This is a genomic window from Mediterraneibacter gnavus ATCC 29149 (genome assembly GCF_008121495.1).
GTDB lineage: Bacteria > Bacillota > Clostridia > Lachnospirales > Lachnospiraceae > Mediterraneibacter > Mediterraneibacter gnavus.
The window spans coordinates 1,668,209-1,690,533 of sequence record NZ_CP043051.1 but is presented as its reverse complement, the minus strand read 5'-3'; the positions used below and the strand labels follow the sequence as shown (position 1 = coordinate 1,690,533).

21 protein-coding genes and 2 tRNA genes are annotated in these 22,325 nt (G+C 40.7%); 7 read left to right on the top strand and 16 right to left on the bottom strand.

Annotated elements, in window-relative coordinates:
* The first annotated feature begins 18 nt into the window (after nt 1-18).
* Nucleotides 19-951 carry a carbamate kinase gene (gene arcC / locus FXV78_RS08240; RefSeq protein ID WP_009245371.1) on the top strand — a complete coding sequence of 311 codons (933 nt, stop codon included), beginning with the start codon at nt 19-21 and terminating at the stop codon, nt 949-951.
* Nucleotides 952-1,014: 63 nt separating this feature from the next.
* Here the strand turns inward: arcC and FXV78_RS08235 are convergent, their stop codons facing one another.
* Nucleotides 1,015-2,037 (bottom strand): acyltransferase family protein, encoded by a 1,023-nt coding sequence (locus FXV78_RS08235; protein WP_004841139.1) that lies wholly within the window; start codon nt 2,035-2,037, stop codon nt 1,015-1,017.
* Between the two features lie 24 nt (nt 2,038-2,061).
* Nucleotides 2,062-2,823 carry a hypothetical protein gene (locus FXV78_RS08230; protein ID WP_039959363.1) on the bottom strand — a complete coding sequence of 254 codons (762 nt, stop codon included), beginning with the start codon at nt 2,821-2,823 and terminating at the stop codon, nt 2,062-2,064.
* 300 nt (nt 2,824-3,123) lie between these two features.
* Here FXV78_RS08230 and FXV78_RS08225 point away from each other — a divergent pair, with 300 nt between their 5' ends.
* A complete protein-coding gene (locus FXV78_RS08225; RefSeq protein WP_039959762.1) occupies nt 3,124-3,975 on the top strand; it encodes a tyrosine-type recombinase/integrase in 852 nt (283 codons plus the stop codon).
* Complete coding sequence (locus tag FXV78_RS08220; RefSeq protein WP_004843169.1) at nt 3,968-5,119, top strand: IS91 family transposase; 1,152 nt, start codon at nt 3,968-3,970, stop codon at nt 5,117-5,119. Before FXV78_RS08225 ends, FXV78_RS08220 begins: the two co-directional genes overlap by 8 nt.
* Before the next feature lie 247 nt (nt 5,120-5,366).
* Here the strand turns inward: FXV78_RS08220 and FXV78_RS08215 are convergent, their stop codons facing one another.
* Nucleotides 5,367-5,783, bottom strand: coding sequence for a hypothetical protein (locus FXV78_RS08215; protein ID WP_004843170.1), 417 nt, complete (start codon nt 5,781-5,783; stop codon nt 5,367-5,369).
* Nucleotides 5,784-5,978: 195 nt separating this feature from the next.
* On the bottom strand, nt 5,979-6,326 hold the full coding sequence (locus FXV78_RS08210) for a helix-turn-helix domain-containing protein (RefSeq protein ID WP_225084383.1): 348 nt from the start codon (nt 6,324-6,326) through the stop codon (nt 5,979-5,981).
* 165 nt (nt 6,327-6,491) lie between these two features.
* Here FXV78_RS08210 and FXV78_RS17870 point away from each other — a divergent pair, with 165 nt between their 5' ends.
* Together FXV78_RS17870 and FXV78_RS08205 are read left to right on the top strand one after the other, a co-directional pair.
* Entirely contained in the window at nt 6,492-6,629 is a 138-nt protein-coding gene (locus FXV78_RS17870; protein ID WP_156734734.1) for a hypothetical protein, read from the top strand.
* 33 nt (nt 6,630-6,662) lie between these two features.
* Nucleotides 6,663-8,372 carry an RNA polymerase sigma factor gene (locus FXV78_RS08205; RefSeq protein ID WP_039959764.1) on the top strand — a complete coding sequence of 570 codons (1,710 nt, stop codon included), beginning with the start codon at nt 6,663-6,665 and terminating at the stop codon, nt 8,370-8,372.
* Between the two features lie 186 nt (nt 8,373-8,558).
* On the opposite strand, the gene FXV78_RS08200 is transcribed toward FXV78_RS08205, so the two are convergent.
* Complete coding sequence (locus tag FXV78_RS08200; RefSeq protein WP_009245372.1) at nt 8,559-9,173, bottom strand: ECF transporter S component; 615 nt, start codon at nt 9,171-9,173, stop codon at nt 8,559-8,561.
* Nucleotides 9,174-9,269: 96 nt separating this feature from the next.
* Nucleotides 9,270-10,853 carry a DEAD/DEAH box helicase gene (locus tag FXV78_RS08195; RefSeq protein WP_009245373.1) on the bottom strand — a complete coding sequence of 528 codons (1,584 nt, stop codon included), beginning with the start codon at nt 10,851-10,853 and terminating at the stop codon, nt 9,270-9,272.
* Nucleotides 10,854-11,075: 222 nt separating this feature from the next.
* On the opposite strand from FXV78_RS08195, the gene trhA reads away from it, so the two are divergent.
* Nucleotides 11,076-11,732 (top strand): PAQR family membrane homeostasis protein TrhA, encoded by a 657-nt coding sequence (gene trhA, locus FXV78_RS08190; RefSeq protein ID WP_004843176.1) that lies wholly within the window; start codon nt 11,076-11,078, stop codon nt 11,730-11,732.
* On the opposite strand, the gene FXV78_RS08185 is transcribed toward trhA, so the two are convergent.
* From FXV78_RS08185 to FXV78_RS08170, 4 genes are all read right to left on the bottom strand, one after another.
* Nucleotides 11,729-12,202, bottom strand: coding sequence for an NUDIX hydrolase (locus FXV78_RS08185; RefSeq protein WP_009245374.1), 474 nt, complete (start codon nt 12,200-12,202; stop codon nt 11,729-11,731). The two genes, trhA and FXV78_RS08185, sit on opposite strands and share 4 nt — an antisense overlap.
* 16 nt (nt 12,203-12,218) lie before the next feature.
* Complete coding sequence (locus tag FXV78_RS08180; protein WP_004843178.1) at nt 12,219-12,815, bottom strand: PepSY domain-containing protein; 597 nt, start codon at nt 12,813-12,815, stop codon at nt 12,219-12,221.
* A 90-nt stretch (nt 12,816-12,905) separates the two neighbouring features.
* The gene (locus FXV78_RS08175; protein WP_004843179.1) at nt 12,906-14,270 is read right to left on the bottom strand and encodes a sensor histidine kinase; all 1,365 of its coding nucleotides are present in this window, start codon (nt 14,268-14,270) and stop codon (nt 12,906-12,908) included.
* Entirely contained in the window at nt 14,267-14,941 is a 675-nt protein-coding gene (locus FXV78_RS08170) for a response regulator transcription factor (RefSeq protein ID WP_004843180.1), read from the bottom strand. The genes FXV78_RS08175 and FXV78_RS08170 overlap by 4 nt, the downstream gene beginning before the upstream one ends.
* Nucleotides 14,942-15,072: 131 nt before the next feature.
* Here FXV78_RS08170 and FXV78_RS08165 point away from each other — a divergent pair, with 131 nt between their 5' ends.
* Nucleotides 15,073-16,347 carry a M18 family aminopeptidase gene (locus FXV78_RS08165; RefSeq protein WP_004843181.1) on the top strand — a complete coding sequence of 425 codons (1,275 nt, stop codon included), beginning with the start codon at nt 15,073-15,075 and terminating at the stop codon, nt 16,345-16,347.
* A 1-nt stretch (nt 16,348) separates the two neighbouring features.
* On the opposite strand, the gene FXV78_RS08160 is transcribed toward FXV78_RS08165, so the two are convergent.
* From FXV78_RS08160 to FXV78_RS08135, 6 genes are all read right to left on the bottom strand, one after another.
* The gene (locus FXV78_RS08160) at nt 16,349-17,641 is read right to left on the bottom strand and encodes an MFS transporter (RefSeq protein ID WP_004843182.1); all 1,293 of its coding nucleotides are present in this window, start codon (nt 17,639-17,641) and stop codon (nt 16,349-16,351) included.
* Nucleotides 17,642-17,795: 154 nt separating this feature from the next.
* Complete coding sequence (locus FXV78_RS08155; protein ID WP_004843183.1) at nt 17,796-18,122, bottom strand: hypothetical protein; 327 nt, start codon at nt 18,120-18,122, stop codon at nt 17,796-17,798.
* A gap of 40 nt (nt 18,123-18,162) precedes the next feature.
* A tRNA-Cys gene (locus FXV78_RS08150) sits at nt 18,163-18,234 on the bottom strand.
* 27 nt (nt 18,235-18,261) lie between these two features.
* A tRNA-Glu gene (locus FXV78_RS08145) sits at nt 18,262-18,333 on the bottom strand.
* A gap of 303 nt (nt 18,334-18,636) precedes the next feature.
* Nucleotides 18,637-19,683 (bottom strand): IS30 family transposase, encoded by a 1,047-nt coding sequence (locus tag FXV78_RS08140; RefSeq protein ID WP_050785339.1) that lies wholly within the window; start codon nt 19,681-19,683, stop codon nt 18,637-18,639.
* A gap of 383 nt (nt 19,684-20,066) precedes the next feature.
* Nucleotides 20,067-22,325 carry a VirD4-like conjugal transfer protein, CD1115 family gene (locus tag FXV78_RS08135; RefSeq protein ID WP_004843186.1) on the bottom strand — a complete coding sequence of 753 codons (2,259 nt, stop codon included), beginning with the start codon at nt 22,323-22,325 and terminating at the stop codon, nt 20,067-20,069.

The window sequence follows — 22,325 nt, the reverse complement described above, 5'->3', positions numbered from 1 at the left end:
AACGAAAGGGATATGACTATGAAGAAAAGAGTTGTCGTTGCACTGGGACACCGTGCTCTTGGAACTACATTGCCGGAGCAGAAAGTCGCAGTAAAAAATACATCAAAAGTAATCGCAGATTTGATCGAAGCCGGATTTCAGGTTGCGATCACCCACAGCAATGCTCCACAGGTAGGGATGATCCACACTGCCATGAATGAATTCGGACAGCGTCATGAAAATTATACAGCTGCACCGATGTCTGTATGTTCTGCCATGAGCCAGGGCTATATCGGATACGATCTCCAGAACGGAATCCGGGAAGAACTGATGAACCGCGGAATCTACCGTACAGTCAGCACTGTATTGACACAGGTTATCGTAGATCCTTATGACGAGGCTTTCTATACACCAACCAAAGTTCTCGGACGTTACATGAGCGCAGAAGAAGCCAACGAAGAGCGTAAAAAAGGAAATTATGTGATCGAAGAAGCCGGAAAAGGATTCCGACGAGTCGTTTCCGCTCCGCATCCTGTGAAGATCGTGGAACTGGATGCAGTCAACGCACTTCTGGATGCTGATCAGGTCGTAATCGCTGCCGGTGGAGGCGGAATCCCTGTACTGGAACAGGATAATCACTTAAAAGGCGCCAGCGCAGTCATTGAAAAAGACCTGACTGCCGGAAAACTTGCAGAAGGTGTGGATGCCGATCAGTTGATCATCCTGACAAGTGTAGAGCAGGTATGTATCAATCTCGGAAAAGACAACGAAGAAAAACTGGGAGAAATCTCAGCTGCACAGGCAAAAGAATATATGGAACAGGGACATTTCGGAGTCTACAACATGCTCCCGAAATTCCAGGCTGCCGTTGAATTTGTAGAAGAAAGGGAAGGACGTACCGCTCTGATCACATCTTATGACAAGATCAATGATGCACTCAAGGGTAAGACCGGAACTACGATTCATGCTTAAGTAAAATAACCCCCAGGAGAATCATGTTGATTGAGATTCTCCTGGGGGTTTTGATTTTGAGACTCATCTTCTCCCAGATATTATCTTCCACACAGTCGGAAAATATGTTTTCATAAATAATTCCATAAAATAACAAAATACTACTACCACAACAGGTATGAACAGAAATATAATTCCACCTACATACATACTATTTCCAAAAAGCAAATTGGTTAGTTTATTAATAAAAAGTGCCATTATCTGATGAACTGCGTAAATAACAAATGTATTTTTCATCCATCCCGGAGCTTGTGCCAACTCTATTGCTGAAATGAAGTACCATAAAAAAGCAGCCCCACACATTTTATATATATAAATCCATCCATTCTCCCCGTAGACAAAAGATAATACAAAGCTGAAACACATACCAATCCCCAAAATCACTACAGGTAAATACTTCTTCTTTGGCATTATAATTTCTGTCCAGTGAATTCCAATATAGCCACCTGTCAAATAGTAGAAACTCCATCCCAAAATGTCACCTGTTTTCACTGGAATATAAGATACAAGTACTCCGGAAAAATTGATAACCAGAACCAGTATTACTACAAATAATCCCACCCATTTCTGCCGCAAAACCCCATAAATAATGGGACTCATAAATGAAAACAAAATCAAATATAACATAAACCAAAATACTGGATTATATTTGTAACAGAATACTGCATTTATGAATTCCTGTAACGAAAACGGTACTGCGGTATCGAACAATTGTCCAAAATACGGAATTCGCCGTGCTACAAAATGCAAAATATAGTATAAAAAATTCCATATCAAAAACGGAATGACAAGGCTAAACACTCTTTGTTTCAGTTTTTCTGTAACTTTTTTCCATGTCAAATTCCTATAAAACAGATATCCTGAACACATAAAAAATCCCGGAACTGCCAGACAGGCAATTCTCTCAACCAAAAACCAGATTGCATGATTAATCCACGCTACTGGTTCTATAAAAATATGCATATTCTGTGCATGAATGCACACAACAAGAATGCATAAAGTAAAATTGTACCATAAAACGTTATTCTTAAACTTTTCTTCTTTCATTTTTCTATCCCAGAATTATTCTCACTACTGCTGATATGAAGAAAGATCTATTTCTTCAATTTCATAGTTATCTTTCAGACTTGCTATCTCCTGTGTGTAGAATGAATCGAAATAGGCATATCCATTTGAAAATTTCATAGTTCCTATATCAAATTGTAAGTCTCCATCTTTCGTTAATATCAAATCTTCACAGGCAATGCGAATATAACAGTTCTGGTAATCTTCTTTCGGACCAAACACGTGCATTCCCGTCACGTTAAAAGAATACGTGATATACATCTTATTCTTAGTTTCCCACAAGGATGTAATCCCGTCTTTCATATGGCAAAAATATGACTTCTCTAATTGTAGCTCACTAATTGAATCAAACCGTTCCATTGTACCAGCCAGTTCATTCCCTTTGTAAAAGGACGTACTTAATTTACCGGTTTTTAAATTAGCTTCTACCATATCTTTTGCCTGATTCATTATTTTCTTTAAATCTTCTTCTGGCAAATCTTCAAACTTTTGCACATAGGAGTCTACTTTTTCCACCTTATATTCTTTGCTTGTATTCTCAAATACATATCCCTGCTCTTCCAATTCGCTTGGAATTGTTGCGGTCACAGTAACCGTGTCTCCTTTTTGTATATCACTTGTTTTATCTGCCTGAAAGCTTATTTCTGACAAAATCTTGTCTTTAGACATATTTCTGATTTGTACTGCGGCATCTGGTGATGCACCTGTAAATTCTACAATCACATCCTTAAATAACTCTTCTTGACTGATAACAATTGCTGTCTGCAATCCACTGACTTCCTTTTTTATTTCACTAAATTTAAATTGAACAAAATCGCTACGCGATGGCCTGCCGAGGCTGTGGCATAGCGATTTTCTGTTTTCTATAACAAAACAGTGGAAAGCAAGTCCTAAAAGTAGTATTGTTAAATCACCACAAAATAACAATCAAACAGGATCGACCTCTCCACTGCCTATGAAAAGAATACCACCCTTCCACTTGGTTGGCAAGCGGTTTTATGACCCCAATGCTCCTCCGTATAAAGCAGTGTTTCTGATAACTACTGATTTTATATGGAGGATTTTATTATGTATGAAAAATATTTAGAACAGCTTGAGGAAGCCGGGAAAATCCGTAACCTCAAAGATCGTTCCATCAGTTGCTATAAAAACTATGTTTCTTACTTTCTGAAATATCAGAATAAGAATCCCAAAGAACTTACCTGTCAGGATGTCAGGGTTTTTTTGCTTGCGAAAAAAGAGGAAGGACTGAAAGCCACAACTCTGAATCTTTACAATTCTGCCATCCGTTTTTTCTATCGAAATGTCCTGCATATCCTTTGGGATGACATCACAGTTCCACGTATGATCCTAGAACATAAGCTTCCTACTGTACTGACTGCCTCTGAGATTGACCGCCTGTTAGATGCTGTTGATGATATCAAATATAAGGCTATGTTCGCAGTCATGTATTCCTCAGGTATGAGAGTTTCTGAAGTGATCCATCTTCATTATGACGATATCTCCCGTTCAAATATGCAGATCCATGTCCGGGATACCAAGAATAGAATGGACCGTTATACCATTCTCTCCAAACGTTGTCTGGATATCCTTACACAATACTGGTTTGAGAAAGGTCGTCCCCGTGGCATCCTGTTTCCGAATAAATTTACCGGTAATTATCTAACAGTCAGTACTCTGGAACAGGTAATGCGACGGGCAGTAGCTGATACAGAACTTCCAAAGGCAGCAACCCCTCACTGTCTCCGCCATAGCTTTGCAACCCATCTGATGGAACAGGGCATAGAACGGCATAACATTCAAGCACTGCTTGGACACCGTGATCCGAAATCTACGGAAGTTTATCTTCATGTCAGCAACAAATCCCTCATGGGCATTCAAAGCCCTTTTGACAGGAAAGATGGTGCTGACCATGAATAAACCCACTGTCCAGGATATTTTTCGACATTTTTATACAGCATACCTTGAAAAGTATTCTCCATCCCCGGAACAGGCAAAAACTGCCCGGAACATCTTGAACTGTAAAACAGGAGCTTATGGTGCAAATATCAGTGTATGTGAAGACTGTGGTGCTGTCCAGATCCATTATAATTCCTGCCGTAACCGCTGTTGTCCCATGTGTCAGGCAGTCCCAAAGGAAATGTGGATGGATGCCCGCAGGGAAGATGTACTTGATGCACCTTATTTCCATCTGGTGTTTACAGTCCCTGATATTCTGAACCCAGTCATTTACAGTAATCAGAAACTGTTATATGACACGCTCTATCATGCAGCCTCTGCTACCATTCAAGAACTTACATCAGACCCAAAGCACCTTGGAGCTTCCGTTGGTTATATCTGCATCCTTCATACATGGGGCTCTGAAATGAACTTCCACCCTCACATTCATATGATACTGCTCGGCGGTGGACTGACACCGAAAAATGAGTGGAAAGATAATGGTACGGAGTTTTTTCTCCCTATATGGGCTATCTCCAAAGTATTTCGTGGGAAATATATGGATGAACTGAAAAATCTCTGGAATACAGATCAGCTTGAGTTTCATGGAACAGCAGAAAAATACCGTAATCATTATGAATTCAAAGAACTTATAGATTCCTGTTACGACACAGAATGGGTTCCTTACTGTAAGAAAACTTTTAACGGTGCACAATCTGTGATTGATTACCTTGGAAAGTATACCCATAGGATCGCTATCAGCAATCACCGCATCATCCATATGGATGATGAAAATGTTACTTTTTCTGTTAAGGATTACCGGAAAGAAGGACAATGGAAGGAACTGACCATTTCCGGCATTGAATTTATACGGCGTTTTCTGATGCATGTGCCCCCCAGACGTTTTGTCAGGATCCGGCATTATGGACTTCTATGTTCCCGCAGCAAACACAAAAAACTCACTTTATGCCGGAATCTTCTCGGATGCAAAAAATATCTTTCAAAGCTCAGGGATAAGGAAATGCCGGAAATACTGAAACAGCTATACAGGATAAACATCTGTGTATGTAAATCCTGCGGTGGACATCTTGGAAAACCACAACTGAGAATACCGCAAAGGTGTTAAAATCCAAATCTTTTATATGTTTTTTAAGCCTCAAAATCCTGAGGTTTTATTGTTGTATCTATTTATCTGAAAATCCTTGATTTCTGTAGCGTCTGCATAGGAAATCCTGTATAATCATGGATAAGAACAAAAGATTAAAAGTCCATAGGTAGTATCTACTCGGACGCTCACTTTGTTCAATTAGGTCAAATCGAAAATGGAGTAAACGAAGGGGCAGTTCACTGAAATGTCAAAACTGCTTTTTCGTTTACCCCATCATCGATTCTAACCTAAAGAATTTAATACCTAATTCTTTTGCTTTTTCCTCATCAATTATTGATTTTACTGTTATTTTATCTCCATTTTTTAAATTATCTGCCGGCTGCACCTGAAAATTAACACAATTTTCTGCCTGATCTATCTTCGATAATCCATCTACCGCACTTCCCAAATCTTCTATATTTTCTATATCCTTATCTTTCACCTCAATATTCAATTCTTTTGCAAGCAAAGTTTCCATCTTGTCATAATCAACTGTGACCTCAGCTTTTCCTTTCCCATCAATTCCGGAAACTTTCACCTCTACACAATCGTTTAGATCAACCGTTTTCCCACAACCTCCTATTACGAATGCACTTAAAATAATTCCTGAAATAAGCCCCGCTCTTTTCACTATTTTTTTCATACCCTTTTCTCCTTTTGTATTATTGTATTTTTATGATTACATCCTCTTAGACGTATCATTCTTTTCCGAGGTTTTATAATTTCCCATCTTTTTTATATTATTATTTAGCATATATTGCTTAATAATACAAATTTAGCATACATAGTTAAAAAAAGCAATACAGGAACAAAAATAGCTGTGAGGCATACTCCACAGCTATTTTTGTTCCCGTATTGTTTTTTTCGTCACCTCTAATATTCTGAGCAATAATTTTTTCTCTTGCACTGTACAATCAGATAACAACTTTTCAAAATCTTTGTCTAAATAGGACGAGGATATCGCCGAAAGACTGTCACAAAGAAGTGCATCAATCCCTATTTCTAAAACATTGCAAATCTTTATCAGTGTTTTGAGCGAAGGACTATGTGTGCCATTTTCCAGATGGGAAATAGAACTTGTGGCAGAATCAATTTTTTCGCTCAATTCCTCTTGCGTCATGTGTTTTTTTATACGTGCTTCTTTTAGTCGCTCCCCCAATTTGGTATAATCAAGTTCATTCTTCAATATCAATCCTCCTGCAAATGTTCTGTTGTTATTCTACAGCACATTATGCTATTATTTTAATATCTTATACAGCATAACATGCAGTATACTAACATTAAAATAATTTACTTTTTAAAACCTGTTGCCAACATCTATCGTCATCATTATAGAACGGAGGTAATAGGAATGAAGGATGACTATTTTACAATACTTTTTGCAAAATTAGTAGAAAGCGGACAACTAGATTCCGAAACCGCAAAAAAGCTCTTACAACAAATTTTAAAAATCCTTAATGAAGAAAATGAAACACCTGACAAACGTTAACAGAAATACACTATGCTATGGGAAGGAGAACTTATGAACTGTTATAAATGCGGAGAAAAGGTAAACGATGAAATCACTCTATGTCCAAACTGTGGTACATATTTACAAGCCACTCCTGAATTGATCCAACAGGCTATTTCTAATGATCAGTCTGCTATTGAATCACTTTATCATATCGCATACAGCAACGTATATTACACTGTACATGCTATGATAAAAGATCCGGACACTGTTCTTGACCTGGTCCAGGACAGTTTTATCAAAGGATTCAACAATTTATCACAATTAAAAAATCCTGAAAAGTATTGTTCCTGGATGAAAAGAATTGCACATAATCATACAATTGACTATTTAAGAAAAACAAAATCTGTTGCTTTCTCTTCTATCACTTATTCCAATTCTGATGAAATATTGGATTTTGAAGATGATAGAATTGAAAATATTCCAGAAATAGCCATTGATCAAAAAGAAACAGCTCGTCTGATAGACAACATTCTCAATTCTCTATCAGAAGAACAACGAGTTCCAATCGCCTTGTATTACTATGAGCAAATGTCCATAAAAGAGATTGCCCACTTGCTCAATTGTTCAGAAAACACCGTGAAATCGAGGCTTGCTTACGGACGAAAAAAAATTGAACTGCAAGTCAGAGAACTGGAAAAAAGAGGAACTAAGCTTTATGGTCTTGCACCACTTCCATTTTTCCTCTGCCTTTTCAAAAATGCAGCTACTCCAATACCACCCACGCTTTCTAGTGAGATCTGGCAGGCATTATCAATGGCAGATAAACCAACCGCCCTCAACAATGTAAAACCAACCACCGCATCTCTAACTGCTACTAAAGGCTTCATCACCAAAATCATTTTGGGAATTACAGCAGCTGTTACCATAGGTGGTGGTCTCTTTGCATCTTTTCAAAATAAGGAAACTCCATATGATTGGGAAAAGTATGTAAATGAGACAATGATTCCCTCTTATGGAACAATAGATGACGGAACCTATCAAATTGATACTATGGAACATGAGCGTTTTTTAACATGGGAAAAAGAAATACACGGTCTTTTGAACTACAGTATTTTGGACTTTGATCATGATGGAGAAAATGAACTTCTTGCCGTTTTTCTGGAACCATATGCAAATAATAACAGTGGAGTACAAACTCCTCAGAAGCAGCTTATACTTCGTATGTACGAACATGAGGATGGTACTATAAAAAATACTGCTGAGTATAAAACATTTGCTGACCCTGTTGATATCGGCGGTAGTATTACGGAAAATGGAGTATTTTTAAAAGAAGATAAAGATAAAACATATATTTGCATTAGTATTTACCGATATCAGTATAGAACAGCCTGGACAATTGCAGAAACTCACATTTTAACATATGATCGCTCATTCCAAGAATACACCGGAACTCAGGAACCTATCTGCTTCATAGGGGATAAAGCGAGTACTCCCACCGGGGATGTTTATTCCGAATCCCAACTCGCCGAGATGAAAAATGTAGTAGACCAAATGGCTCGCAAACTTGAGGATATCGGTCTTACAAACTCGGCCAAACAGATGCATGAAACATTTATGCAAAGATTGGATCTGACAGATGCATCCGATGATTTGCTTGTATATATCACCGGTCGTGATGACCGTGCTTATAAATACTATGGCCCTTACGAAGGAAATGAGTCCATAGCCTCTGAAGATGTGGAATATTACACCGCAATTTTTACTTACTCTGGTCACTAACAACCGCACACCGGCTAAACCATAGTCGGTGTGCCTAAAAATAATTTTTCTTATCCTTATTCCACCTCTTGTCTGCCCATTATTTTATTGGAATCGGATGATAAAAACAATATTTAGAAGCAATAGAAAACCCCAGATGAAGAAATTCATCTGATTTCTCCATCCAGGGTTTCACATTTCTCTATTTCAAATTTTGACTTCTTCTGTTTTTCTTACAATCTGCAGCATCCCGCTTTTTAACAACACCGGACGCAGTGCATTATACAGAACTGCCACCAGAATCGTAGATACAACTGCATTCACAAATGTGGTTGCTGTACTCCATTTTGCAAGTACTTCTGCCATCTGCTGCGGCTGTCCTAAAATATACTGTTTGTAAAAATATCCTACCAATGGGTCCGCGATCACGTTAAATCCCAGTCCTGCAACGGATGCAAGGACACTCCAGCGAAATACATATTTCTTATCTGTACTTTCATTAATTTTCCCGATACGATGTGCCACAAGTCCTACGATCAGACCAATACAGAGCTTCAACACAAATGTCTTTGGTGCTCCTACGATATAAATCGGATCCAGAACATCTGCGATCGTCATCCCAATTGCGCCGGCCAGTCCGCCGTACCAACCGCCTAAGAGCAATGCTCCCAGAACACAAAATGCATTCCCGATATGAAGGGATGTAGCATCTCCACCCGGCATCGGGATCTTAATCTGCAAAAATGTAAATGATACAAAGCAAAGTGCTGCCAAAAGTGCTGTCTGTGCCAGTTTTACTACTGTCTGCTTTCTCTTTTCCATCGTTTTCCCTCTTTTCATTTTTGATGGTCTTATCCTACCACCAAAGTGGATAGATGAAAATGTCCAGTTATTGTATTTTTAACCAGTCCAGTTTGATTATTTCTGATTTGCCGGCTCTACCGCAACAGATTTTCCTTTGATTTTCGTATGATTCATTGCATTGAGTACATCTCGTGCATATTCTCTCGGAACTTCTACAAATGTATACTTATCAAACATATCGATCGTTCCGATCAGTTTTCCCGGAATTCCGCTTTCACCGGCAATTGCGCCCACGATATCTCCCGGTTTTGCTTTGTTTTTCTTACCGATATTAATAAATAGACGAACCATTCCGGCTTCTTCTGCCCCGGTATCACCAAATTCCATATCTTTTTCTTCTGTCTCCTGCTGTCCGGAACAGTATTTTAAAAATGCTGCTGCCAGATCCATTGCAGTATAATCAGATTCATTGACACGTTCTTCAATGATCTGAAGGAATTTTGTCAGATCTTCATTTTCAATGATCTGTTCAATCTCTTCCAGCACATTTTCCATCTTTGTATTTGCAACATCGTTTAAAGACGGTACTTTCTGTGCATAAATTTTCGTCTTGCAGTAACGCTGAATCTCTTTCAGCTTATAAACTTCTCTTCCGGAAACAAAAGAGAACGAACGTCCCACGCGTCCGGCACGTCCGGTTCTTCCGATACGGTGCACATAATATTCATCATCCTGCGGAAGATCATAGTTAAATACCGCTTCCACATCATCCACATCGATTCCTCTTGCTGCTACGTCTGTACACACAAGAATATCTGTCTTTCCGGAACGGAATCCCTGCATCACACGGTCTCTCTGTGCCTGCTTCATGTCTCCATGAAGTCCTGCCGCAAAATATCCTCTTCCAAGCAGTCCATTCACAAGCAGATCTACCTGTTTCTTCGTATTACAAAATACAACGGAGAGTTTCGGTGTATAAATATCCAGAAGACGGGAAAGCACTTCCTCTTTATTCTTCGGTTTCACTTCATAGTAAAACTGTTCAATGTTCGGAACGGTCAGCTCTTTCTTCGTCACCTTCACCAGTTCCGCATTTGTCTGGAACTGTTTTGTGATCTCTAAGATTGCCTTTGGCATTGTCGCAGAAAAAAGCACTGTCTGGTGTTCCTGTGGAATTCCTTCCAAAATTGTCTCAATATCCTCACGGAATCCCATGTTGAGCATCTCATCCGCCTCATCCAGCACGATCGTATGCACATGATCCATTTTCATAGTTTTGCGGCGCATATGATCCATCACACGTCCCGGTGTTCCGATCACAAGCTGTGTGCCGCTTTTCAGAGAACGAATCTGTTTTACAATCTCCTGTCCTCCATAGATTGGCAGAACTTTTATCCCATGCATATATTTTGCAAGATTTCTGATTTCTTCTGCAACCTGGATTGCCAGCTCTCTTGTCGGGCAAAGAACAATCGCCTGAAGTTTTTTATTCTTCGGATCAATCTTTTCCAGAAGCGGGATTCCAAAGGCTGCTGTTTTTCCGGTTCCTGTCTGCGCCTGTCCGATCACATCTTTTCCGCTCATGATCACAGGAATCGCTTTGGACTGAATCGGTGATGCCTCTTCAAATCCCATATGTTTTACTGCTTTTAATATTTCAGGACACAACTCTAACTCTTCAAATTTTAATTCTTCCATAAATCTCCTTTTCTCAAAACAAAAATAGGGGACTGTATAACAGTCCCACAATACAATCTGAATTATCATATCAGAATTTTCTTTTTCTGTCAAAATTTCTTTGATTATAAAAATTTTTTAAAATCACTTGCATTCAAGGAATACAAGGTGTAATATACACATATACTTAATGTAGTTTTTAAAACTACATGCAATTTTCAAATTTTAAGGAGGAAGATATCAATGAACAAAACACAACATTTAAAAGACCCCGGCAGCGCGATCACACATTTTATTGGTATGCTTATGGCAATCTGCGGCGCGATTCCTCTGTTGATAAAGGCAGCCCATGAACCGGGCAGGGTATCTCTCATTTCCCTTGCCGTATATGCGATCAGCCTGATCCTGCTGTATGCTGCCAGCACGACCTACCATACATTTGATATTTCTGCAAAAGTAAATACGATATTGAAAAAGATCGATCACATGATGATCTTTATCCTTATCGCCGGAAGCTATACTCCAATCTGTCTGATCACTTTGAAAGGACGTACCGGACTGATTCTGCTTTCCATTGTTTGGGGGATCGCTATTGTAGGAATTCTGATCAAGGCCTTCTGGGTCTATTGCCCGAAATGGGTATCTTCCATTCTCTACATCGGGATGGGATGGACCTGCGTACTGGCTTTCACACAAATTTTCCACTCATTATCGCCGGCGGCATTTGGCTGGCTTTTAGCAGGGGGAATCATCTACACGATCGGCGGTATTATCTACGCATTAAAGCTTCCGATCTTCAATAGTAAACATAAGAATTTCGGAAGCCACGAGATTTTTCATCTTTTTGTTATGGCCGGAAGTGCCTGCCACTTTATTGTCATGTATTGCTACCTGATCTAATTCATCGGTTTTCCATTCAGCATCGCTTTCAATAGCTTTCCGTTTCCATCATAGATCAGTTTCAGAGAAAAGAATTCTTCCGATTCCTCCAGGAGTCGGAAGAATATTTTATCCCCTTCCCAGAGATTGAGTCGGTCAATTTCTTTTTTATCTACCCACTTAAGTTCTCCCTCGTCACAGGCAATCTGTTCTCCTGTAAATCCATCTGCTGTAAATAAGGACATATACTCTGTCACACCGTCACCTGACACAAATGTCACGATCGCACGATATTTCCAGGAAGTCAGAGTGTATCCTGTCTCCTCTTTCACTTCCCGCAGCAGACATTCCTCCGGACTTTCGTCTGCCTCAAAATGTCCACCCACACCGATCCATTTATCTTTATTGACATCATTCTTTTTTACTGTGCGATGCAGCATCAGATATTTTCCGTCTTTTTCGATATAACATAATGTACTTAATCCTGTCATTTTTTTATCCTTTCCCTTATCCAACCCGTTCTTCACTCCATTCCAGAAATGTTCCTGTGTTGGCGTCAATTTCAAAATCATATTCTTTTCCGTCATAAATAATGTCGCCTTCGTATTTCTGGACTCCATCGTCAAACTCCAGCTGAATTCTCAAATCCTGTGCAGATGCCCCCGGCACTCTTTCCAACGCAAGGTTTGTTGCTTCTTCCTCTGAAATTGCTACCTCTGTCTGATTTGCTGTGTTACTGCTTCCCTGCTGTGTGGAATTTTCAGAAGCGTTCTGATCCTGATTCTGCGTCGTACTCACACTTCCCTTGTCCATCTCTTTGTCAACCTGAAGTATGCTTCCATCTTCTGCTGAAATCTCATAATCATATTCTTCCCCTGTGGATGCAACTGTAAAATCAACCTCATAAATACTTCTTCCGTCATCGTGATCCTTGCTTACTTTCAGCCTTGTGATTTCGTCTTCTGTTACACCTGCATCTGAAAATGCTGCTGTTTTCGCTGCATCTTTTCCGATATCCTTTCCATCATTTCCTGCACATCCTGTAAACATGCTCATTGCCATCACACATACTGCTACCGCTGCAAAATATCTTTTCTTCATCATATTTTAATTCCTCTCTTTCTATCAACTGCATTTCTACACTGTTATTCTTTGTCTGTAAGGATAATATATTCCATGAAGATTAAAATAAGATTAGAATTTTAACTCAAATGTAAAGCAGCTGCCTTTTCCGAGCTCACTCTCCACCCGGACATTCCCTCCATGTGCCTGTGCGATCCATTTTACCATGGAAAGTCCAAGGCCGGAGTGCGAACCTTCTTCCTTTCCAGTCCGTGAGGCATCCACCCGGTAAAACCGCTCCCATATATGCACCTGATCATCTCTGCTGATTCCGATTCCGTCATCTTCTACCGTTCCCTGTACCCCTGACGGAATCTGATGAAGTGTCACTTTAATATTCCCACCTTCTTTTCCGTAAGAAACTGCATTCGAAATCAGATTATCCAACATACGGATATAAAAGGATTCATCCAGATAGCCTGTGATGTCTGGTTCTATCTCTGTATGAACCTCAATTTTACGCCTCTGCGCCAGCATCTTTTGTTCTTCCACAATTATTTCTGTCAATTCACTAATATTGATCTCTTCTTTATTTAACTGCTGCCGCCCCTGATCTGCCCGTGACAATAACAGAAGCTGAGAGATCATCTGAGACATTTCTCCTGCTTTTTTCCGGATCAGAAGAATTTCTTTCCTCTGCTCTTCTGACAAATCTGTGCGATTCAGAGATGCCTCGCACTGTGCCAGAATCACACTGACCGGTGTTCGCAGCTCATGGGAAACGTCCGATGTAAACTGCCGTTCCCTGAGAAACGCCTGTTCCAGACTTTCCAGCATACCGTCAAATGTTCCTGCCAGCTGATAAAATTCGTCTTTCCCGGTATCCTGACTGACTCCGATCCTGCGGCTTAAATCTCCGTCTTTTTGAATCTCCTGTACGGTCTCTGTCATCTGCCGTACCGGAAGAAGCGTTCGCCTGATCAAACGATACCCGATCAGCGCCGTTAAAATCACAGTCAAAGGCAGTAAAATCACCGCAAATCGGACTGCGATCAAAAACTCCTTCTGTGTCTCTGTAACAGAAACTACACCCCGGATATAGAATTCCTGACCATTTTCCATTTCATACTGCACATCATACACATACCACTGCTCTGTTCCACTTTTCACCGTCTGAATCTTTCCATCCTCGAATTGCGGAGCCTGTTCCAGTCCCGGCGGAACCTTTCCATATAAGAAGTTTCCACCTGTATCATAAAGCGCCAGATATACATTGTTATCCAGTGAATAAAAATCCGAATCAATTTCGAATTCCCCGTCTTCCAGCTCGATTTCATCTGCACTTTCCTGCACACGTTCTCTTAAGTGCATCTGTGCAGACGTCAGGATTTCATTTCCGCTCAGAGAAAAAAGGACTGCAAGGCAGAGACAGGTCACCAGTACCATAAAAAAGGAATACATCGCTGTCAATTTTAATTTCAAAGAAAATCGTTTCATGGTTCCGCCCTCATAACATATCCGGCACCCCGCACAGTATGGATCAGCTTCGTCTGTGACCCTTCGTCAATCTTCTTACGCAGATAACGGATATATACATCAATTACATTCGAGCCGCCTGCATAATCATAATTCCACAAATGCTGCTCCAGACGGTCTCTGGAGAGCACAATTCCCGTATTCTGGATTAGATAGCGCAGCAGCGCAAACTCCTTTCCGGAAAGCTTGATCTCATGCCCTGCACGCAGCACCTGATGGGTATCCAGATGTACTTCCAGATCATCCAGTTTGCAGACTGTCTGCGGCGCCTCCTTTGGTTTGCGCAGAAGTACCCGGATGCGCGCTAAAAGTTCTTCAAACGCGAACGGTTTCACCAGATAATCATTCGCTCCCGCATCCAGCCCGCGGACACGATCCTCCACACTGTCCTTCGCCGTCAAAAGCAAGACCGGAGTCTGACTCCCCTTTTGTCTCATCGTCTTTAAGACACTCAGACCGTCCAGAACCGGCATCATAATATCAAGGACCACCGCATCATATGGCGCCCCTTCCAGATAATCTAACGCCTCCTGTCCGTCAAAACAGGAGTCCACACTGTAATGCTCTGCTTTCAATCTGGTGCTCAGCAGACGGTTCAGGTCTTTTTCATCTTCTGCTACTAAAATCCGCATTGTTCTCACCTTCTTCTTTCTCTGAAAATCGTTTTACCTATTCCTTATGGTAACAGAATCACCGGCTCTTTTCAACGCCGCAGCCTCGTGCTAAAATAGACATTAGTTATGAATGTAGGAGGAAACAAAATATGTCAAATAAAATTACAACAGATTTACTGGAATTTATAGAGAACAGTCCCAGCTGCTTTCATGCAGTGCAGACTACGAAAGAGATTCTGACAAAACATGGATTTACAGAGCTGTCAGAAGATCAGACATGGAATTTAACACCTGGTAATGATTATTTTGTTACAAGAAACGGATCTTCTATCATTGCGTTCTCCATTCCGGAATCTGTAGTTCTTCAAAATGGATTCCGTATCATTGCAAGCCACAGTGATTCGCCTTCCTTTAAGATCAAAGAAAATCCGGAGATGGCCGTAGAGGATCATTACATCAAATTAAACGTAGAACGCTATGGCGGTATGCTCTGTGCCCCATGGTTTGATCGTCCGCTTTCTGTTGCCGGACGGGTGATCGTAAAAGAAAACGGTACCTACTGTGCGAAACTGATCAACGCAGACCGGGATCTCCTTCTGATCCCGAATCTTGCCATTCATATGAACCGGGATGCCAACAGCGGATACGCTTATAATGCACAGAAAGACTTGCTTCCATTATACGGGGATATTTCTGCAAAAGATACGTTCTTAGATACGATTTCAAAGTATGCCGGTGTCGAAAAAGAGGAAATTTTGAGTCACGACCTCTTCCTCTACAATCGTCAGAAGGGAACTCTCTGGGGAGCAAACGAGGAATTTCTCTCTGCTACACGTCTGGATGATCTCCAGTGTGCCTGTGCTTCTCTTTACGGACTGCTTGGCGCAGACCGCAAACAGGCGGTTTCCGTTCACTGCGTTCTGGATAACGAAGAAGTCGGAAGTACAACAAAACAGGGTGCTGCATCTACGTTCCTTAGAGATACGCTGTTCCGTATCTGTACGGTATTCGGCATGGATACACAGGATTACTTTATCGCACTGTCCAAGAGTTTTATGATCTCTGCGGACAATGCCCATGCAGTTCATCCAAACCATACAGATAAAGCGGATCCTGTCAACCGCCCGTATTTAAATGAAGGAATCGTCATCAAATATAACGCCAACCAGAAATACTGCACAGACGGCATTTCTGCCGCTATGTTCAAGGATATCTGCAAGCAGGTAGACGTTCCGTATCAGACATTTACCAACCGTTCCGACATGGCAGGCGGCTCCACACTGGGCAATATTTCCAACACGCAGGTCGCACTTAATACCGTAGATATCGGACTTCCTCAACTGGCAATGCATTCTCCATATGAAACTGCCGGAGTCAAGGATACCGAATATCTGCTCAAAGCTGCAAAAGCATTTTTTGCATAGATCACTGACCCAATCCAGGCTGCTGAAAAAGTACGCCTGGATTTTCTTGTTCTTCCTCGCTTTTTTCTGTTTTGTCCGCTTTCAAAAACAAGAAAAAGCCTGCCAGAAACATCACAGAAAGCGCTCCTACTCCCAGATTTACACTGCCTGTAATCTGGCTCACTGCAGACACCAGAATGGTTCCCATAAAAGAAGCTCCTTTTCCGCAAATATCATAAATTCCGAAGTATTCTCCGGATTTTTCTGCCGGAATGATCTTCGCATAGTAGGAACGGGACATGGACTGAACTGCTCCCTGAAAACATCCCACACAGACTGCCAGGATCCAGAACTGATACTGCCTGTGAAGTCCGATCCCATACAGAGCGATCAGAAAATACGCAGAAATACATACCAGAATCAGTCTCGATGCACTTACTTTTCTGGAAATCTTTCCAAACAACAGAGCCGCCGGAAATGCAACAATTTGTGTCAAAAGGAGTGCAAGCAAAAGACCTGTGGTATCCAGCCCCAAAGCAGTACCATATGCAGTTGCCATGTCAATGATCGTATATACCCCATCAATATAGAAGAAAAATGCTGCCAGAAAAAACAGCACTTTTTTGTCTTTTCTTAATTCAGAAACGATCTGTCCCAATCTTTGCACACCGGACTGTCCTGCGTGTACTGTCGGTTTCCGACTGTGTGTCTGACGGTATGATTTCAGAAGCGGAACCGTCAGTGCAATCCACCAGACCGCTACCAGAAAAAACGAAATCCCCATCGCTGTCTGCATCGAAATTCCCACTTTATCATAAAACAATACCAGCAACAGACTGCAAATAAACGGAACACAGCTTCCGATATACCCCCAGGCATATCCCTGCGCAGAGACTTCATCCATCCGTTCTTCCGATGTAATATCGGTAAGCATCGAATCGTAGATCACAAGACTTATAGAATACGCTGATTTTGCAAATACAAACAACAACAAAAACCAAATCCAGGACTGCATAAATCCAAGAAATACACAGCCAAATGCTCCCGCTAACAGTGCGATCATGAAGATTTTCTTTTTTCTTCCCGCTACATCAGAGACCGTTCCAAGGAGCGGCCCCAACACAGCTACGATTACGGTTGCCGCTGAGGTTGCATATCCCCAGTACGCCAGATAATTCACTTCTGAAATTCCGGCATCACCCGCCAGATAATTAAAATAAATCGGTATGATCGTAGAGATCAGAAGCGCAAATGCTGAATTCCCGATATCATAAAGAATCCATTTTTTCTCTATTGGCTTTAGTTTAAACTTCATTGCTCAAATCCTCCTGTCATGAGTCTGACGGAATAAAATTCCAATCGTTTTTTCTTGAGCAAGTTTAACATAAACAATTTCTGGTTATGATCAAGTTTGCTTTAAAAGTTTGTAAAATTTATTTTTAAGGTAGCTTTGGTTTCTGCTGTTAGGTTTATCCGCTGTCATCCGGAAGAAACAATCCATCCTGAAGAAACTTATAATCTATCTGCATAACGGTTTCAGAATTTCCAGGCAAAGCCTCCTGATCCCGTCCATCTATCACCGGCATTCCTGCCTCTAATCTTCCGTCCTGCCGGTATTGTACTTTATATCTTTCAAAATCCAATGCTTTCATTTGCGCAATAAATGGAATACGTTTCATCTGGCTGTCCAGATAATCTACTTCTGCATTGGGATCATACTGGGTTTTTGTGATACGCTTGCTGGTTTGCTTTGATTTCCTACTACCACTCCAGGGGGTATTTTTACTGTGACACAACAAAAAACCTCAGAAACATAAGTTTCTGAGGTTTCCCAAGAGGCGCAGACCGGATTTGAACCGGTGAATCAGGGTGTTGCAGACCCACGCCTTACCACTTGGCTACTGCGCCTTATTTTGATGTTAGTCCGAAGACTAATGACTCCAACGGGAATCGAACCCGTGTTACCGCCGTGAAAGGGCGATGTCTTAACCGCTTGACCATGGAGCCTTGTCTGTATCACTGCTTCAGTGATGACCGAGTTATATATTATCATAGCTCCATTAGAATTGCAAGTGTTTTTTGAAATTTTTTTTATTCTTTTTTTCTTTGGGAATTCAAAATTTAACTTGAACTAATTTTAGCTAATTAGAAATGTGCACAAAACCCTTGAAAACACTGGCTTTGTATTAGATTTGCTTTTCTTCTTTACATCTAATATTATACCATAAAAATAGCAAAAAGTGTAGTTATTTTTACCCGTTTTTATTGTTTTTTCTCTTTTTGTTAGACTTTCACAAATCCTAAGCTTCTTTACACACACTCTATCTTTCTGCTTTTCAATATCCTTTCTACTTCTTCCTCATACCGTTGATCTGCTGTTTTCCACCCCAGTGATTTTCTGTACATGGTATTGATCCAGTCCTCAATCCACTGAACTCTCTTTTTACTCTGCCCCTTCATTTCCACACCTTTCTGAATAAATCTCCGAATGATTCTGTTCGTATTTTCATTCAGACCTCGTTCCCAGGAACTATATGGATGCGCATAGAAGATAGATACTCCGGCACGCTTGCCCCATCGATGCAGTTTTGCAAATTCAGATCCATTATCTGTTGTAATACTTTTGAAGACCCAATTAAAATGGGGGATTTCTCTTTTTAGTTGATTTAACACTTTATGTACACTCTTTACATTTTTCTTTGGCATTTTACGAATGATCTCCTTCCGAGTCATCCGTTCTGTCAGAGTGAGCAACACTTTATCATCCGTCTTTTTTCCAATGACACAATCAATTTCCCAATGTCCAAACTCCGTTTTTTCATTGATGGTCTCAGGACGCTTTTCTATGCTTTCCCCCGTTAGACGCTTATGTTTTCTACAGTAAGATTTTCTCTTTTGTTTGCGTTTTACTTTTTCCGGCAGATCGATATTTTTTACTGCAATTTCTCCATTCTCTGCATAACTGTACAAAGTATCAACACTTACCACTTCTTCCCGTTTAAAGACACCTGTTTCCAATGCCTCTGCTCTGGCTGCAGCAAAAGAGCGTTTCCCTTTTTTCACTTTTTCCTCTACATAGTGTAAAAATGCTGCGCAAGAATTGAGTTTTTTCTTGCGTCCACATCCCTTTCTGTGTTTTTTATATACGATATCCCCGGTATCCGGGAAATAGATTTCCGCCTCTTTATATCCTACCACCTGTTTTACCGTTCCCCTTTTTAATTCGTTTCTGATCGTATTGCTTGCCCTCTTTAGTTTCTTTCCAATCTTATAAGGAGACCAGCCTTCCTTGTCCAGAATTGCGATTTGTCTTCTTTCCTCGATATTTAAATGTGATCCTTTTTTTCTTGTTTCCATATTTCCCTCTTTACTATACAGCATGATCAGAAAAATTTTTTTGACTTTTTTCATCCTATCTGTTATAGTAAAGATGTTTTTGGGGATTTTTATTTGTCAGACGATGAGTAAAGATCAAAAGAAGAGTCAGTAACTGCTGGCTCTTTTATTTTCTTTCTTCCATGCTGTTAAACATTTTCTATGTATTTCTCTTTTTTCTACTATTTTAAGGGAAAAATCTTCCTCCTGTCAAATTTTTCTTGTGTTTTTCTATTCGGAGCTTTATAATAGAAACAAGCCGATTAAGGCTTTCAATCACAAATCGAAGTAAAAGATGCAGAGCAAGGTCTACCCCTTTACACTGCATCTTTTACTTTGTTCCGAAATCCGGAACGCTACTCTAACTATTGACTGCTATTCTGTAACAAAAACGCTCTTTGATATTGATACATCTTTTCTGCTGGATAAAACATCAAGTGTTTCACCTGCTCTTCCGTTAGTCCTTTTTCCAGGCTCTCTATCATAATTTCTTTCTGTTCCTTGCTTAATATGGTATGATAACGTTCCATACAATCCAGAATGCTTCCTGACAGATCTCTCTCCTGTTTGTTTGAGTCCCTTTCTTCCTTTGGCGATTCCTGTCCTTCCATTTCCTGATATAGCTTCACGTCCTCTGGAAGTTCCTGCTGTTTTAACAAATCAATCCTCGCCTGACGTTCCACTTGAAATGCCTTTGTTATCTCTTCCTCTGTGGGCTTCGGATACTTTCGGAAATTCAGATAGAGAAAGGCCTCTTTTTCAATTTCTCGATAATAGATTGTATCATCCTTTTTCGCCATCTCTTTGTATGCTTCGCTTTGTTCTTTACTCAAAAATTGGATCTGCTTTTTCGTTTCAATCGTAAAATAGGTTCGTTTTTCTTCGTCAAATATCACTTTTACCGAATGATGATATCCGTCTTCCCCAGCTAATTTCTCCATTTCTTTCCATCGTGGTATCTGGAATGGAATTACCTTTTGATCAAAAACCGGATATTGTCCCTCAATGAAAAGAATACAATTCTCCCGACTCATTCTTTTGACAGCCGCCGGTGTCATCAGGCTTCTTCCCAATTTCTGATTCTGTATATTGACATTTCCATGGGCTCCATAGGTACGGCCATCATTGCGTACATCAATGGTCATTTCCCCAATCAGTTCTGAAATAAATTTATGGGTACTCTTTGCAGCTGGCCCCGACCCCATATAAATAAGCACGGCACAGTTTTCTATAAAAATTTCCCATTTATCCTGTGGAAATAATGCTTTTGCCTGTGCGATCGACTGCAGGATTGGGACAATGGACATATTTCTTCCCCGGATTGTTCCCATCAGCACTTCTGTCCTGGTTGGTTTCGGACCCGCATAGAATTCATCTGCCCACAGTCTGACATGAATCGGAAGTGCTCCTCTATACTCATGATCTGCAGCATGGATCAGTACATCAAACATGGTCGTATAAAACATCGAAATCAAAAAATTAAAAGACGGATCATTATCTGGCATGACCAAAAAGAGGGCTGTCTTTTTCCCTGGGATTCCATCCGCACCTGTTCCCAGACTCTTGATATCCATATCATCCGACTCTAGAATTCTCTTGATTGCAGGAATCTCGCAAAGGCGCAACATTGCGTTTACCATCAAAATAACGCAGCTGACGGTTTCCTGGGCTTCCATATTGCCTTTTAGTTTCCGGTAATCACGCACTGGAGGATAGTCTGCACCATAGTCTTTTGCAAGCCGATCCATCCTCTCCTTTAATCTTGTGCTGCCTTCTTCCGTTCCTGGCTGCATCTCTAAATTTGCCAACGCCAGAACTCTTGGTAATGTAGCTGCTTGATACTGTTCCGGATGCTCTTTTTTCTCCCGTTCTTGCCGCAGCCATTCATAGGAGAAAAGAGACATCAGATACAAGCTCACTGCCTGATCCCAGAAAGGATCTCCCTTCATCGCATCCGGCGGTTTTACCGCCTCCTGCAGATTGGTGATCAATTTTACCAACCCCACTTCATCTCGGATATAAACAAAGGGATTCCATCGATCCGATTCTTCCGGATTGATCAAATTAAAAACTTTAATCGTAACCCCCTGATTCTGTAAATACTTCCCTGTTTTTCGGAGCAGCTCTCCTTTGATGTCCAAAAATACATTGGTCATCGATGCCAGCAGTGCATTTGGAATAACTAACGTCGTCGATTTATAACTTCCGGAGTTCCCGATGACTAGCATATTCATGTTTGATAACTTTCCATTATCCACTGCTACATTTTGACTGAGCAACGTATTTTTTGTTTCCTCTTTATTCATTAACGTTCTCTGGATCTGTTTGATATCCGCCCACTGCTCCGATCCATACTCCACACCGACCTGTCGGTTGCGATAATAGTCCATAAGGTATGTTACAATGCCGATCCACACAATCAGAGCGATCCCCATAAATGTAAATGTCAGATCATTCCACCAGTTTTGAAGGGGATGGAGAATCACATACAGCAGTTTGTCCTGCCAGTTTGCCAATGTCACTCCATCTAATGTTGTCAAACCACTTAGAAAGTAAGAGATAACAAGCAATCCTACCAGAAGAGCTGCCAGCATCCCCCACGGTAATTTCCGCTTTTCTACCAT